Source organism: Anaerococcus hydrogenalis DSM 7454 (genome assembly GCF_000173355.1).
GTDB lineage: Bacteria > Bacillota > Clostridia > Tissierellales > Peptoniphilaceae > Anaerococcus > Anaerococcus hydrogenalis.
The window spans coordinates 1-16,013 of sequence record NZ_ABXA01000027.1 but is presented as its reverse complement, the minus strand read 5'-3'; the positions used below and the strand labels follow the sequence as shown (position 1 = coordinate 16,013).

Genomic DNA, 16,013 nt, shown 5'->3' with positions numbered 1-16,013 from the left:
ATTAAACCATATTCAGCTATGTGTATAGCATCTTTTTTATTCTGTTTTTACAATTTCTAAAACTTTAAGGCTTGGCAAAATCTTTTATTTTTAATTGGATTTATCACACTTACAAAAAAACCTTCATTTACTAAACTAATTAAGATAGGAATATGATAAATTTCTGTTGCTTCCATAATTATTTTTACATCTTCATCTAAAGATTTAATTTTACCAATTAATCTATTTACATCATTTTTTACATGATAAATATTAAATGGTTTAAAGATAAGTTCTTTTCCAAATCCTAAGGCTGCAACTGTGCTTTTAGATTTTGATACATCAATTCCTATTGAAATCATAAATACCTCCAATAAATTTTTACCTACCTACACAATTATCCACTCAGTTTAGCTCGTTACACGGGTGTATTAACCCAACCTGCTTAATCGAATTCTTGATAATGAAAGGTAGCGGACTGTTTCGAGTACGGGTGTGTTATCCCAAATGGGCTGCGTCCGTTACCTTCATTATATTAAAAAAGTGTAGGTAGAAAGTTTTCTACTTAAGAAATACTTAAGAGTTGAACTATTAGGAAATTCCTAATAGTTGCCTAAGCTAGAGTAAGTATATTTGGAATTCTTCAAAATAAAAAATTTCATCCCGACAGACCTTCTAATTAAGACCCATAGCAAATCTTTTATGTTATAATTATAATAAGAAAATTCTATTATTTACTCAATTTAAGGAGTGTGCTCAAATGATTAAAGTAAAAGAAGATGAAGAATTTGCTCTTAAGTTACTGCAAAAAATAGACCCAGAAAAATACGGCGATGCATATAATAAGGATAAACCAGATATACAAACAAATGATGGGTCTGTTGGTGTAGAAATTGTCAGAGCCGACTATGATGAGCTAATAATAAGTTCTAAAACGATTGGTAAAGATATCATTAATGCAAAGAAGATGAATGGAGATAAACCTTTAACAAATGATGAAATAGAAGGAATACTTTTTTATCAACGTACGGATAAACATGGAAAATTTGTTAGCCTTCAAGATGCAGAAAATTGTCGCTACTTATATGAAGATAAAACGAATAAGGGAAGATCAATTAAGGAAATAATAGATTATGAAGATCTTAGAGAGACGTCAAAAAAGTATAAAATATGGGAAGTAGAAAACAGTACTTTTGACAGTCTGGGTGAGAATTATAAGGTTTTAATCGCCCGTGCTGTAGTTAAATGGGTAGACCTCTGGTATAAGGTTTTTGTTGAAAGAATAGATAGCAAAATAAAAAAAATTGATACCTATGATAAATTTGAGGAAAATAATCTAGCTGTAATATCGGTCTATACTTATGATGATGATTTTGAACAAGTGGCCATTAAAATAAAAGAAAACTACAAAGATAAATATATGCCTTTTGATAATATTTATCTGATATGCGGTGATTTAGATAAAACGATTGTTATGAGTTTTAAGGAGTAAATAATGGATAAAGAATTAATAGATTTAGGTATAAGGTTAGGCGAACTTGCTTTTGTGAATACAACATCTTTTGTTAGTACAAAAATAAAAAGCTTTAAGAATGAAAAAGATATTCAGAAATTAAAAAACAATTATGAAGAAATTATAAATCAGCTTCTTGACGAAAAACAAGAAGCCATTAGAATTGCTCAAGCATATAGGGAAGAAGTAGAAAATACAAATATAAGTGACGATAAAATTGATTATTTACACAATACTGTTGCAAAAGCTCTTAAAGTATTAGATAGTTATAGTGGAGATAAAGAGATGGAAGTTACCGATATTGTTAAATTAATAGATAAAGATGTTTTGAAAACTATGCAGCTTCTTGGATTTAATTACAAAGATGCAATCGGTCAACCGCTTACAGATCTATGCAAGGACTATATAAATTCTAAATCAATCAGTAATAGTTATCAAAATAAAGAAAATTAAAGAGATAGGAGCATCATATTGAGCAATTTATCACAAAAAAGAAGAGCTGAAATGCTTGAATACCTAAATCATCTTAAAGAAATTCATACAGATGATGAAAGTAGGATTGCACTTAGCAAGATTGAAACAGCTTTAACTGAGAAAAAATATGGACTCGTTTGGGAAGAACACGAAGAAGAAGTAGACAAACAACTCGTTCATAACATACCAGTTTTTAGAGAAATAGAAGATAAAAAAATAATTGGAGATAATACCTCTGCTTTTAATTTTATCTTAGAGGGGGATAACCTACATTCTCTCAAATTATTAGAAAAGACTCACAAAGGTAAAGTTGATGTTATCTACATTGATCCACCTTACAATACTGGAAATAAAGATTTTATATATGATGATAATTACATTGGATCTGATGATGGGTACAGACATTCAAAATGGCTATCATTTATGAATGAAAGATTAAGGATAGCAAGGAAATTATTGTCAAAAGAAGGTGTAATTTTTTGTTCAATTGGAGATGATGAGCTTTCACAATTTAAAATTATTTTAGATGAAATTTTTGGAGAAGATAATTTTATTAATCTAGTTTCAGTAAAAACAAAGAATGCAGCAGGTGCAAGTGGTGGAGGTCAAGATCTCAAATTGAAAAAGAACTTAGAATATTTAATAATATATTCTAAGGATATAAAGTTTTTGCCTGAATTTAATACTGTATATAAATTAACAGAAATTGAAGAACTTTTAGATTATTATAAGGAGAATGATATTAGCTGGAAATATACATCTGTTTTAGTGAATCCAGGTAGAAAAAAATATATTGGATCTACTGTTGATGGAGCAGGAGATGAAATAAAAATTTATAAAAGACAAAATCCTATATTCATGAGTGTAAATCAAGTAGCTAAAAAAGATAATATATCTGTAAGAGAAGTTTATAAAAATTATTTTAATCAAATTCATATGACAGCAATGCCACAAAGCTCTATACGAAAAAGAGTATTTGATTATATAGGAGAAGATAATCTTGATAAGGAGTCTTTGTACAGCATAGAATATATCCCAATAAGCGGAAGAAATAAAGGCAGGCTATATGAACAGTTCTACAAGGGTCAGAAACTTCGTTTAATTGCGTGGTTCGCCGATGTAGGAGTTAGTAATAGTGATGGAGTATTTAAAAAGGATATTGAGGGAACTTATTGGGACGGCATCGAATTAAATAATCTTTCTAAAGAGGGGAATGTAAAATTCTCAAATGGTAAAAAGCCTCTTTCTCTATTAAATAGAATAATTAAAATGTATAAGTATAAAGATGCCGTTATTTTAGATTATTTCGCAGGCAGTGGAACTACTGGACATGCCGTTGTACAGCTTAATAAAGAAGATGGTGGAGATAGGAAATATATTCTTTGTACTAACAATGAAAATAATATTTGCGAAAAAATCACCTATCAAAGAATGAAGAATATCCAAGGAGAACTACCTCATAATCTTAAATACTATAGAACAGAATTTATCCCAAAACTTTCAGAAGATGAGGAAATTTTATCTTCTAAGCTTCTTGATTATATCAAGGAAATGGTCGAGCTTGAAAATATGTGCGAGATTGATGGAGTTAAAAGAAGAATCATTTTATCTGATGAAGATTTAAATATAGCACTTTCTGAAATGGAAGAAAGTGGTGTTTTATATATTCCATCATTCATACTACTAACTAATGAAATCAAGGATAGTATCGAGGAAAGGAAACTTGAAGTAGTTACTATTCCAGATTATTATTTCACAGAAGAATTAAGAGAGGTGAACGAATTATGATGTTAGATTTATTTGATTTTCAAACAGATGCTAAAAATTATCTTTTAGATAAAACGACAGATCCGAATGCAAAAAGAAAAATTATTGTAAAAAGTCCGACCGGGTCTGGAAAAACAATAATTCTACTTTCTTATATCTATGACTATCTTCTATGGAAGGACCCTAATAAAGTATTTATCTGGCTTACTCCAGGTAAGGGAGATTTAGAGGAACAATCAAAAGATAAAATGGACGAGTTTATTCCTCATTCAAAATCTGCTAATATACACGATGCTCTTCTACAAGGTTTTAAGGGAGGTTATACCTATTTCATAAATTGGGAAATGATAACCAATAAAAAGAATAATGCACTTAAAGATAGTGAAAAGAAAAATCTTTTTGAAAGAATTGCAGAAGCACATAGAGACCAACTTTCCTTTATTACAATTATTGACGAGGAGCATTTGAATAACACCTCAAAAGCAGATGATATATTGTTTGCCCTTAATTCTGATAGGGAAATACGAGTATCGGCAACAACTGTCAAAAACCCTATGGCAGAATTTTATGAAATTCCAGAAGAAGAGGTAATAAATTCTGGACTAATTACAAAGGCACTTTACATCAATCCAGGTATTGAAGCTGACGAGATGGACGACCTTGAAAGTGAAACTATTTATCTAATACAAAAAGCAGATGAAAAGAGAAAAGAAATCAAAGCTGAGTATGAGAAAATAGGAGAAAAAATCAATCCTTTAGTTATTATACAATTTCCAGATATGAGTGAGTCCTTAGTTTCTTTTGTAGAAGAACACCTAACAAATATGGGTTACACCTATAAAAATAAAATGCTTGCTAAGTGGTTAAGTGAGGAGAAGATAAATACACTTGATGTTACAGATGAAAATTCTAAGTCAAACTTCTTAATTATGAAACAAGCTATTTCAACGGGTTGGGATTGCCCAAGAGTAAAGATACTTGTTAAGCTTCGTGAAAACATGACAGAAACCTTTGAAACACAAACGATAGGACGCATAAGGAGAATGCCAAGAGCAAGACACTATGACAACGATCTATTAGATTTTTGCTTCCTCTATACTTTCGATGAAAAGTACAAAGAATCTGTTATGAAGGGTGGAAATGCCTATGAAGTTAAGAGGTTATTTTTAAAAGACAAGTGTAAAGATTTTGAACTTATTAAAGAATTTAGAAACAAAGACTATCAGTTTGTAGATGAAGTATTAGTTCGAGATAGAGCTTATGACTATTTTAAAGATAAATATAAGCTAACCAATATTAAAAAGGACAATGAAAAATTATTAGAGTCTTATGGTTTTATAATGGGAACAAAAGTTATATCTACCTTTAGGACTGGTAAGTTTATAAAACTTAAAGATATATTTGATGAAAAGCAAGGTGAAAATAGGGAGATAGCCTATGAAGTATCAACTCACGATCATGGAATTGATTGTTTGCATGCAGTTGATATGATAAAAAAAGTTACTGGTGTACCATCTAACAAAATGAGGGCAATTCTCCAACATCTTTTCCATAAAAATATACCATCAAGCAAGAAGCTGTTAAATCTTTCAAATCGTGAATGGTACGCTTTTATGATAAATAATGCTTATAAACTTAGAGATGACTTTTTAGATTTAGCTGCAATATCTGAAGGAGAACAACTGGAATATTTAGAGAAAAAAACTGAAAAATGGAAATTGCCTTCAGAAGATTTTTATAAGTATCTTCCGTATGAAACAGAAGTAGTCGAGTATGAGAAAAATGCTTATAAAGAATACAACACATCTATGACGACATCTCAGTTTAGATCAACTTCTGAGCAACTCTTAGAAAACTATCTTGAAAGTAGAGATGATGTAGATTGGTACTATAAAAACGGAGATACAGGCAGGCAATATTTATCAGTTATTTACGGGAATAATTTAAGCAAAGAATATCTTTTTTATCCAGACTATATAATCAAAAAGAAAAATGGAGAAGTATGGATAATTGAAACTAAAGGTGGAGAAAGAAAAGGCGTAAGTAAAAATATTGACAAGCAAATCAAAAATAAATTTTATGCTTTTAAGGACTATGCAGATAGGCGTAAAATAAATTGGGGTTTTGTTAGAGATAAAGATACAAGACTTTATATTAACAATACAACCTACACAGAAGAAATGAATAATGAAAATTGGAAAAGACTAGAAGATGTTTTTTAAATTAATCACTATTAAATTTAAAAAAATATAAAAAGTGTGTAACGAGCGTAGAAATCTCAGGAGATTTCTACCTTCCTTTGTTTCACTCACCCTAAAATATATTTTCTTTACAAACTTATTTGTGTTTCTAACTTAGTTTTAGGGATGATTGTGCCAAATCAAGATACAATCATCTAGCTGAGATAGATTTTAGAATAATTTATTTTAAATTATTAATGATTTATTATATTGACTTTAGCTACACTCTGAGAGCTTTTAGGCTCTTTTATTTTTCTCTATCCCCATTTTTTTGGTATAAATTCCTGTAAGTATTGGTGTTATTATACTTGTAAGGACAACTCCCAGGGCTATTTGGGCTATTGCTGTTTGGGACATTGCTGCAACAGAAGGGTCTGAATTTGCTATTATTGCTGGTACTGAAACTGAAAGTCCAGCTATAGATGAAATTCCAAATGTTGTAATCCCGTTTTCTTTTAATATTTTTCTTTCGAAGAAAAATATTATTGGAAACATTAATAGATAAAAAATAAGGGTTAAAATTATTCCTTGAAAACCTGCCTTTACAGCATCAATTATATTAATTCCTGCCCCAAAGGCCCAACCCATAAAAGGAGTTAGGATGGTTACAGCAGGTCCAAAAAATCCTGCCATATCCTTATCTAAATTTCCAATAATTATTCCAAGAATTATTGGAATCAAGACAGAAATTACAGGTGTCCAATCAATTTTTGATGCCTTTGCAATTGAATATACTAAAATTGGAAAGGCAGGCACACACAAAATTCCTGTAAGCCCAAAGGCTGCCTCATCATCTTCTGACCCATAATCGTGGGATAGGGCAAGATAAAGTGAGGGATTTAAAGAACAAATGGCTGTGATAAAAGTTAGGGCAGAAATGCCAAAAACTCCACTAAGACCAAATATTTTTATAAATAAAATTCCAAATCCAAAACAAAGAATAACCTTTAACAAAAGAATAGATCCTTGTTTTCTAATAACTTTTTTTAACTTCTTAAGATCTAGGGCTGTAGATGATAAAAAACAAATGAGTCCTACTATATAATTGATCCCTTTTGTTGTAAAAAGCGCCTCCGTAATTCCAGCTACCTTAAATAAATTTGGTGCGAATGTTGCAAAAAGTGCAGAAATTAACATGGGAATTAATAAAAGCCCTCCAGGGATTTTTTTCATAAATTTTAACATATAACCATCTCCTTTTTATAATTATACCCATAAAAAAACACCCCTTGGGGTGAGAAAAAATTAAAGGTCCAATTTCAATTGAATATTGTATTCATTCTTGATTTTTTCAATAAGCCTTTGGGCTATCTCTTCCATATTCTCATCAGGAAAAATTTCCTCTTTTTCAATTTCCTTATATGGTAAAAGCACATAAGAAATCTTGTTATTTTTTAAAATAACAGCCGATCCTTTTTTATCAGCCATCCTTGCAATTTTTGAAAAATTTTTGTTAGCCTCGGATATAGAAACTAAATTATCACCATCAATTTTCATCATAGCCTCCTATCCTATTTATAGCCATTTTCAAAAAAATTAAAACAAAAGACCCCGGAGGGTCTTTTAAAATTAAATCATCAAAGGAGCCCCTGGTCCTAGTGGAAGTCCTAATAGATACCAAACAATCATAAGTCCTGACCAAGAGATCAAAAAGGCAAGAGAATATGGAAGCATCATTGAAGTTAAGGTTCCAAGACCTGCATCCTTGTCATATTTTTGCATAAATACAACAATCATTGCAAAATAAGACATAAGTGGGGTTATTATATTTGTTGAGGAATCACCAATCCTATAAGCAACTTGAGTAAGGGCAGGAGAAAGTCCAAGCTCTGCCATCATTGGCACAAAAATTGGAGCCATAATTGCCCATTTTGCTGAGGCTGATCCCATAAATAAATTTAAAAATGCTGTTAATAAAATAAACATTAATAAAAGTGGAAGTCCTTTTAAGTGGATTGATTGTAAAAATTCTGCACCGTTTTTAGCGAGTATTAAGGCAAGATTTGTTTTTGAAAAATATTCAACAAATTGAGCCGCAAAAAATGCTAAAACCAAAAATCCACCCATACCGGCCATTGACTTTGTCATAGCATCAATTAGGTCGTGACTAGATTTAATTGTTCCTACAGTTCTTCCATAAACATATCCTGGCACTAAAAATAAAAGCATCATGGCAGGAATAAGTCCATAAGACAAAAATTCATCCAAATTTATAAGGCCTGTCTTTTCATCAAAACTTTTTAATGGAGCATTCTTAGGAAACATCAATAAAGCCATGATTATTACAAAGATAATCAAAGAAATTAAGGCATTTTTAAGTCCTTTTTTCTCAAGATCTGTCAAAGGCTTGTGGTCAGCTTTGTAATTTCCTGTATATTCACCCAAGTTTTTTTCAACAATTTTTGTAGTAACCAAAGTTCCAACTAAAGTTATTAAAAATGTTGAAATAAATAGAAAATAAAGGTTACAAGTTGCAGAAATTTGAATATCCATTCCTACAGCTTTTAAGGCTTCATTTGTAATATTTGTTAGAAGTGGATCAGTTGTTCCCAAAAGTAAATTTGCAGAAAATCCTCCAGAAACACCAGCAAAGGCTGCCGCAATTCCAGCCAAGGGATTTCTACCAGCTGCGGCAAAAATCATAGCACCCAAAGGAATTACAACAACATAACCTGCATCAGATGCAATATTTGACATAATTCCTGCAAAAATTACAGCAACTGTTAAAAGGGTTGGAGAAACATCAGAAAGTAAATTTTTTAAAGTTGCATTAAAAAGTCCGCTGTTTTCAGCAACACCAACTCCAAGCATAGCAACCAAAACAGTTCCGATTGGAGCAAATCCCATGAAATTATCAGTTGCAGAATTAAAAATATATCTTAAACCTTCAAGATTTAGAAGAGAAATAGCTTTTTTTGTAACTTCTTCTCCGGCCTTTGCATCAAAATAAGTAACGCTAAGACCAGCTTTAGCTGCAAAATGAGAAATAACAACAACTATCATACTTAAAAATAAAAATATAATAGCTGGATGAGGCATCTTGTTACCAATTTTTTCGACAGATTTTAAAAATCCACCAACGTCATTGGCATCCCTAGTTTTTTTATTTTTTTTCGACATAAAACCTCCTTAGTTTTTAGTTTTTCTTAAAAAATACCCTATCATTTTATCATAAAATAAAAAATCATTGCAAATAAGTTGCTATAAAACATAGGCTTTTATAAAAAATTACAAAAAAAATCAAAAATATTTAAAACAATCTAATCTAATTTATCAGCTTAAGTTGACAAATTAAAAAATGAGTTTATAATTAACTTCAATAGAAAAAGAATAAAGGAGAAAAAGTATGGAAAATAATAAGGAATACCAAAAAGCCCTAGCTATTGTTACAAAAAGATACGATTCTTATAAGGACATAAAAAAATTAGGCGTTTGGAAAGACTACAATGTCTATGAACCAGTTGTTGAAAATAAGGCTGCCCTAATAGGTCCAAATGAATACTTATTAGTAAATGGCAAGGAAAATAGGTGGACAAATTTAAAAGAAGAAAAAGAAATAATGACATATTTCGCAAAAAAAAGCCTAAATTTTTTAAAAAATAATTTGCAAAAAAATATTTTGCAAGTAATATTAATCTATAAGAAAAATAGTTTTAGATGACGGGAAGAGTAAGGATTTTACTTTTTTTACAGAGAAAAAGCATTTGCTGAGAGCTTTTATTAAGGATTATCCCCAAGACCACCCCTGATATTTTCGTTAATACGAAAGGCATGACCTGCCTTAAAACATCAATGAGTAAAAATTAAGGTGGAACCACGACACATCGTCCTTTGGGATGGTGTGTCTTTTTTATTTAAAAAAATGTTACGAATAGAAAAAATTATAAGGAGTAAATGATGATTAAAATTAAATTACCTGACGAGAGCGTAAAAGAATATGAAAAAGGCGTAAGCGTTGGAGATGTTACAAAAGATATTTCTGAAGGCTTATTTAGGTCAGCTGTTGGGGCTGTTGTTAATGGAAAAGTTATGGGTTATGCTGAACCTATAAACGAAGATTCTGATTTTAAAGTTGTAAAATTTGAAGATAAAGAAGGAAAAGAAATTTTTTGGCATACATCAAGCCACCTTATGGCTGCTGCTATTAAGGAAATGTGGCCTGAGGCAAAATTTGCAATAGGACCTGCAATTGATAACGGATTTTATTATGACATAGACCTTGAACACAGATTTGTTCCAGAAGATCTTCCAAAAATCGAAGCAAAAATGAAAGAAATTGCTAAAAAAGATTTAAAAATGGTAAGAAAAGAAATTTCAAGAGCTGAAGCTTTGGAATATTTCAAAAAAGAAAATCAAGAATACAAGGTTGAATTGATTGAAGATTTACCAGAAGATGAACTTATTACCCTTTATGAAATGGGAGATAATGTATTTGTTGACCTTTGCAAGGGACCTCACCTTCTTTCAACAAAATCAATCAAGGCTGTAAAATTAAATTCTATAGCTGGAGCTTATTGGAGAGGTGACTCTGATAGAAAAATGCTTCAAAGAATTTATGGAATAAGCTTTGAAAAGAAAAACAATTAGATGAATATATTGAACTTCAAGAAGAAGCTAAAAGACGTGACCACAGAAGAATTGGTAAAGAAATGAACCTATTCTCCTTCCACGAAGAAGCTCCAGGCTTCCCATTTTTTAAAGAAAACGGAATGATTTTAAGACATGAGCTTTTAAATTGGTGGACAGATGTTTTAGCTGAAAATGGCTATGGGGAAATCCAAACTCCACTTATAATGAATGAAGAATTGTGGCACAGATCAGGTCACTGGGATCATTACAAGGAAAATATGTATTTTACAAAAATTGATGGGGAAAATTATGCAGTAAAACCAATGAACTGCCCTGGATCAGTTTTAGTTTATGGAGAAGAGCCACATTCATACAGAGACCTTCCAATTAGACTTGCAGAATACGGTCAAGTTCATAGACATGAATTATCAGGAGCCCTTCACGGACTTTTCAGAGTAAGAACATTTACTCAAGATGATGCCCACGTTTATTGTCTTCCAAGTCAAGTAAAAGATGAAGTATTTAAAATGATCGACCTTGCAGATCTTTTATATTCAACATTTGGTTTTAAATATAAGATAGAATTATCAACAAGACCAGATGACTTTATGGGAAAAATTGAAGAATGGGATTTTGCAGAGAAAGCCCTAGAAGATGCCCTAAAAGAAAGAGGAATTGATTATCAAATAAATCCAAAAGACGGAGCATTTTATGGACCAAAAATAGACTTCCACTTGGAAGATGCAGCAAAAAGAACATGGCAATGTGGAACAATTCAACTAGATTTCCAATTACCACAAAACTTTGACCTAACATATATAGACGAAAACGGTGAAAAGAAAAGACCAGTTATGCTTCACAGAGCCCTTCTAGGATCAGTTGAAAGATTTATTGGTTCAGTTACAGAACAATTTGCAGGAAGATTCCCACTTTGGATCAATCCAAAACAAGTTGCAATCATTCCAGTATCAGATAAATTTGCAGATTTTGCTGATGACTTAGCTGAAAAAATCAAAAAAGCAGGCTACAGGGTAGATGTTGATCACAGAAGCGAGGGAGTAGGATATAAGATCAGACAAGCTCAACTTATGAGAACAAACTACATGCTAGTAGTAGGAGAAAACGAAGAAAAATCTGGCAAATTAACAGTAAGAAATAGGGATGGAGAAGAAACAAAAGATGTATCTTTCGAAGAATTTATTGAAAAATTAAACCAAGAAAGAGATTCTAAGGCTCTTGAGTCTATATTTTAAGCATAATTAAAAAGAAGGGCTAGTAAAAAATTACTCGCCCTTTTAACTTGTCAAAATACTTTTAAATCTTATATAATATTTAAAGTAATCAAGAAATAATATATTGTAGTATTCTTAAAAACTTAACTTATTGTATATTTTGAATTTAGATTATTCTATATATAATAAATTTATATGGAGTTAGTAAATTAATAACTAACACATTTTTACAATGCCAAGAATCTTGGAACATAATTTAAAAGTTTTATATTGATAGATTATGATAATATTTAATAAAAATTTAAAATATGAATAATCAAGTAAATTTATCTTGTTGATAGTTTTTATCGATACTCGACAATTGATTGACACATAGGGTAAATTAATATAATTTATTTTTGGACGAAAATTAAATTATTTCTGAAAAAAATCTTAGTTAAGAATATAGTTTCTTTAATTAGTTTTTAAGTTATTGATGACAAATGGTTTTTCTATAGATAATTGGATTTTTTAGGTGTTTAGATATTTTTATACTATAAAAATTAAGAATTTTATAATAGATTAAAAAATCCCAAGATTATTTTTAAGTAGAACTGAATAATTATTTTATTGAATACTAGTTAATTTTTGAATACTATTAAAAATTTGGAAAGAGGATAATATGAAAGATTATAACGTAATTATTTTAGGAACTGATATATCATGCTATTCATTAGCTAGAAGTTACAATGAAGCTTTTGGAAAAAAAGCTATAGTTTGCGCTCAAGCAGTTTTGACACCTTTTGTTGATACAAAAATTGCAGATATATATCTAAAAGAAGATTTTGCGACAACCGCAAAAACTGACGATGCTTTTGTTGAGCATTTAAATTACATTGCAAAAAAAAATCCGGCTAAAAAGAATATAATTTTTATGCCTTATGAAGAATATTTAAATAAAATTTTAAGAAATATGAATAAATTAGATTTTAATATAGAATTACCATATCCTGATGAAGAAATGGCTTATAAATTATTTCATAAGTCCGAATTTTATAAATATTTAGATCAAATAGGAGTTAGATATCCAAAGACACAAGTTATCTCTAAAGATAATATAAACTCTTTAAAATTAGATGGTGACTTATTTATGAAGCCAGACAATTTCGAAGAATTTGAAAACTTAGAAGATCTTGAAAATATGAAGAAAGGTTATAAATTAACTTCCAAAGAGGAATGTATAAGTGTTTTGAATGATATATATAAAAGCAGTTATAGTTCAAAAATGATTGTACAAGAATATATAAATGGTGGAAATGGATGTGAATATTCTATAAATGGTTATAGAGCAAAAGATGGAAAAATTTCAATGGCTTTAGCTAGAAATATACTATCAGATCATAGAGATATGTGGGTTGGAAATCATCTTGTTCAAGTCGACTATAATGATAATAGGCTTTATGATCTTGCTAAAAAAATGGTTGATAGTATGGATTATAATGGTTTATTTAACTTTGATTTCAAAATAGATTCAAAGACAGGTGAGGTTTATGTGTTTGAAATGAATATTAGACAAGGAAGAACTTTCTACTATTCAACACTTGCTGGTGTAAATCTTATAGAGGCGACGGTAAATGATTTAGTTTTTGGCAAATCACAAGAAAAAAGAACAAATAATAAATTTTTACTTAGGACTCTTAGTAATAAGTGTTCAAAGGAACATATAGATAAAACATTTATGAATATATACGAAGAAAGAGAAACTAATGGATTAAATGCTATGGAAAATAGTAAAGATAATTCGCTTAAGAGACAATTTTACGTAAAAAGAAGCATTAGAAATCTTGAAAAAGAAATATATGGATAATTATAAAAACTAGGTGTTTGTATATAATATATTTCTATTATAATCTTATATAATATTCATATATTACTTATTTATTTTAATTTTATATTAGAGAAATATCGTAAAAATATAGAAAAGATACTAAATAAAATATTCTCAAAGTTATATAGTGTTGAGAAAAAGTTATAAACTAATATGTCTACACCCTAATATAAAAACTTATATACAAATATAAAATAGATTTTAAAATTTGATTATATTAAGAATGAATTTTAAATAAACAAAAAATAGTTGAAAAACTCTAATATTATGGTTTATTTAATTTAGATTCAAAAAAATAAGAAAAAACAAATTAAGAATAAATAGCGGCTAATGCCGTTATTTTTTCTGTTTTAAATTAAGAAAGGAGTTTTTATGGCAGAAGTAAAATCAGAAAAACTTGGGTCTATGCCTGAGGGAAAATTGTTGTTTGAGATGAGTCTTCCTATTATTATTTCTATGCTTGTTCAAGCTATTTATAATATTGTAGATTCTATTTTTGTAGCTAGGTTATCAGAAAAAGCCCTCACAGCTGTAGCAATTTCTTTTCCAATTCAAAATGTAATTATAGCCTTTAGTGTTGGAATTTCAGTTGGTGTATCGGCCCTTTTATCCAGATATTTAGGAATGAAAAATCAAAAAAAGGCCAATAGTGTAGCAGTTCATGGCCTTATTTTGGCAGGTATTTTATCATTGATTTTTGTTATTATTGCTATATTTTTTGTAGAATCCTTTATAAAAATGCAAAGTCATGACCCAAAGATTATCTCTTACGGAAATGATTATCTTCATGTGGTTTGCTTGTTTTCTTTTGGGGTATTTTTCCAAATACTTTTTGAAAAACTTCTCCAATCAACAGGTCTTACCTTCTATACCATGATTACCCAAGGTGTTGGGGCTATTATTAATATAATCCTAGATCCGATTTTTATCTTTGGACTTTTTGGCTTTCCAAGACTAGAAGTAAAGGGAGCAGCCATTGCGACAGTTGTTGGACAAATTACAGGGGCCTTGGTAGGACTTAGTCTTAATTTAATAAAAAATAAGGAGATAAAATTTTCCTTTAAAAATTTTTCTATGTCCCATTTGATATTTAAAGAAATATTTTCAATAGGACTTCCAGCAGCTCTAATGAATGCTATTACGTCCTTTGCAGTATTTTTTATAAATACAATCCTTAGAGGTTTTGGTCAATCAGCCATCGCAGCTTATGGGGTAATGTTTAAGCTTCAAAGTTTTGAATTTATGCCAATTTTAGGTATATCAAATGCCATGGTTCCAATAATTTCTTACAATTATGGGGCAAAAAATAAAGAAAGAATAAAAAAATCTATCAAATTATCCATAACTTGGTCAACCTTAATGATAATTTTTGGTATGATAATTTTTATGGCCTTTCCTGAAGAAATTTTAAATATGTTTTCAGCCACACCAAAGATGAAAGAAATTGGTATTCCTATGATTAGGATAATTTCAATTTCATATTTGCCGGTAGGCTTTTCTATAGTGTGTGCATCAATCTTTCAATCCCTATCAAGTGCAGGAATCGCCCTTTTTGAACCATTTTTAAGACAATTTATAATTTTATTACCATTGATGTATATTATAGGTCAAAGAACTGGAGATATAGATAAAATTTGGTACTCCTTTATAATAGCAGAATTTATTGCAGGACTTTATTGTGTGTATTTCTTGAGAAAAGATTACAAGGAAAAAATTGAAAAGGTAATGTAAACTGACTAAGGATTTTTAGTCAGTTCAGACTGTTGACAAACTAAAAATTTGCTATTTCGACCAGATAAACAACCGTCGGTTTCGGTTGTTTATCCCGATTTATCGTACGTAGTGAGTGGAGAAATCTAGTGAGATCTCTCCATGAGTTCGTTTCACTCACTTAGTCGAGATGGTACGTAGCTTAATTTTTATTTTATAATAAAATATTAGCTAAAACTATACTTCCCTAAGCTCTAAACTGACTAAAATTTTAGTCAGTTTTTTATTTGAACGAAAAATTATGAAAATATTTTCTTTTAAAAAAGGGTATAATGATATAGAAATAAAATATATTAGGAGGATATTATGTCAGAGAAAAAAAGCGTAAAGTCTAGAGTTCAAAACTTTGGATCTTTTCTATCAAGCATGGTAATGCCAAATATAGCGGCACTTATTGCTTGGGGTTTTATGGCAGCTTTATTTATTCCAACTGGTTGGTTGCCAAATGAAAACTTTAATAAAATTGTTGGCCCACTTTTAAAATATGCAATTCCAATGCTTATTGCCTATACAGGAGGTAATTTAGTAAATCCAAAAATGGGTGGGGTTGTCGGAGTTGTAGCCTTGTTGGGAGCGGATTGGCTGCAGCAGGAAAATGAAGT

11 protein-coding genes and 2 pseudogenes are annotated in these 16,013 nt (G+C 30.0%); 9 read left to right on the top strand and 4 right to left on the bottom strand.

What is annotated here, in order from left to right; translation table 11 throughout:
• Window positions 1-56: 56 nt before the first annotated feature.
• Window positions 57-341, bottom strand: a complete 285-nt coding sequence (locus tag ANHYDRO_RS04625; protein WP_004814089.1) for an IS110 family transposase — start codon at window positions 339-341, stop codon at window positions 57-59.
• Between the two features lie 398 nt (window positions 342-739).
• Here ANHYDRO_RS04625 and ANHYDRO_RS04620 point away from each other — a divergent pair, with 398 nt between their 5' ends.
• The 4 genes from ANHYDRO_RS04620 to ANHYDRO_RS04605 are packed head-to-tail and all read left to right on the top strand — an operon-like array spanning window position 740 to window position 5,955.
• Window positions 740-1,471: a hypothetical protein gene (locus ANHYDRO_RS04620; protein WP_004814088.1), complete on the top strand. Its 732-nt coding sequence runs from the start codon at window positions 740-742 to the stop codon at window positions 1,469-1,471.
• 3 nt (window positions 1,472-1,474) lie between these two features.
• Window positions 1,475-1,945, top strand: coding sequence for a hypothetical protein (locus ANHYDRO_RS04615; RefSeq protein WP_004814086.1), 471 nt, complete (start codon window positions 1,475-1,477; stop codon window positions 1,943-1,945).
• An 18-nt stretch (window positions 1,946-1,963) separates the two neighbouring features.
• On the top strand, window positions 1,964-3,754 hold the full coding sequence (locus ANHYDRO_RS04610; RefSeq protein WP_039914077.1) for a site-specific DNA-methyltransferase: 1,791 nt from the start codon (window positions 1,964-1,966) through the stop codon (window positions 3,752-3,754).
• Complete coding sequence (locus ANHYDRO_RS04605; RefSeq protein WP_004814082.1) at window positions 3,751-5,955, top strand: DEAD/DEAH box helicase; 2,205 nt, start codon at window positions 3,751-3,753, stop codon at window positions 5,953-5,955. Before ANHYDRO_RS04610 ends, ANHYDRO_RS04605 begins: the two co-directional genes overlap by 4 nt.
• 255 nt (window positions 5,956-6,210) lie before the next feature.
• Here ANHYDRO_RS04605 and ANHYDRO_RS04600 read toward each other — a convergent pair whose 3' ends face one another.
• The 3 genes from ANHYDRO_RS04600 to ANHYDRO_RS04590 form a co-directional block, all read right to left on the bottom strand.
• Window positions 6,211-7,158: a 2-keto-3-deoxygluconate permease gene (locus tag ANHYDRO_RS04600; RefSeq protein ID WP_004814080.1), complete on the bottom strand. Its 948-nt coding sequence runs from the start codon at window positions 7,156-7,158 to the stop codon at window positions 6,211-6,213.
• A 60-nt stretch (window positions 7,159-7,218) separates the two neighbouring features.
• A complete protein-coding gene (locus tag ANHYDRO_RS04595) occupies window positions 7,219-7,470 on the bottom strand; it encodes a type II toxin-antitoxin system Phd/YefM family antitoxin (RefSeq protein WP_004814078.1) in 252 nt (83 codons plus the stop codon).
• Window positions 7,471-7,542: 72 nt separating this feature from the next.
• A complete protein-coding gene (locus ANHYDRO_RS04590; protein WP_004814076.1) occupies window positions 7,543-9,093 on the bottom strand; it encodes an AbgT family transporter in 1,551 nt (516 codons plus the stop codon).
• Window positions 9,094-9,319: 226 nt separating this feature from the next.
• Between ANHYDRO_RS04590 and ANHYDRO_RS04585 the strand changes: the two genes are divergently transcribed.
• From ANHYDRO_RS04585 to ANHYDRO_RS04565, 5 genes and pseudogenes are all read left to right on the top strand, one after another.
• On the top strand, window positions 9,320-9,634 hold the full coding sequence (locus ANHYDRO_RS04585) for a hypothetical protein (protein WP_004814074.1): 315 nt from the start codon (window positions 9,320-9,322) through the stop codon (window positions 9,632-9,634).
• A gap of 236 nt (window positions 9,635-9,870) precedes the next feature.
• A pseudogene (gene thrS, locus ANHYDRO_RS04580) lies at window positions 9,871-11,795 on the top strand (threonine--tRNA ligase).
• A gap of 640 nt (window positions 11,796-12,435) precedes the next feature.
• Complete coding sequence (locus tag ANHYDRO_RS04575; protein WP_004814068.1) at window positions 12,436-13,620, top strand: carboxylate--amine ligase; 1,185 nt, start codon at window positions 12,436-12,438, stop codon at window positions 13,618-13,620.
• Window positions 13,621-14,013: 393 nt separating this feature from the next.
• Window positions 14,014-15,372 carry an MATE family efflux transporter gene (locus ANHYDRO_RS04570; RefSeq protein WP_004814065.1) on the top strand — a complete coding sequence of 453 codons (1,359 nt, stop codon included), beginning with the start codon at window positions 14,014-14,016 and terminating at the stop codon, window positions 15,370-15,372.
• A 345-nt stretch (window positions 15,373-15,717) separates the two neighbouring features.
• Window positions 15,718-16,013 (top strand): annotated as a pseudogene (locus tag ANHYDRO_RS04565) (PTS mannitol transporter subunit IICBA); the annotation flags it as partial.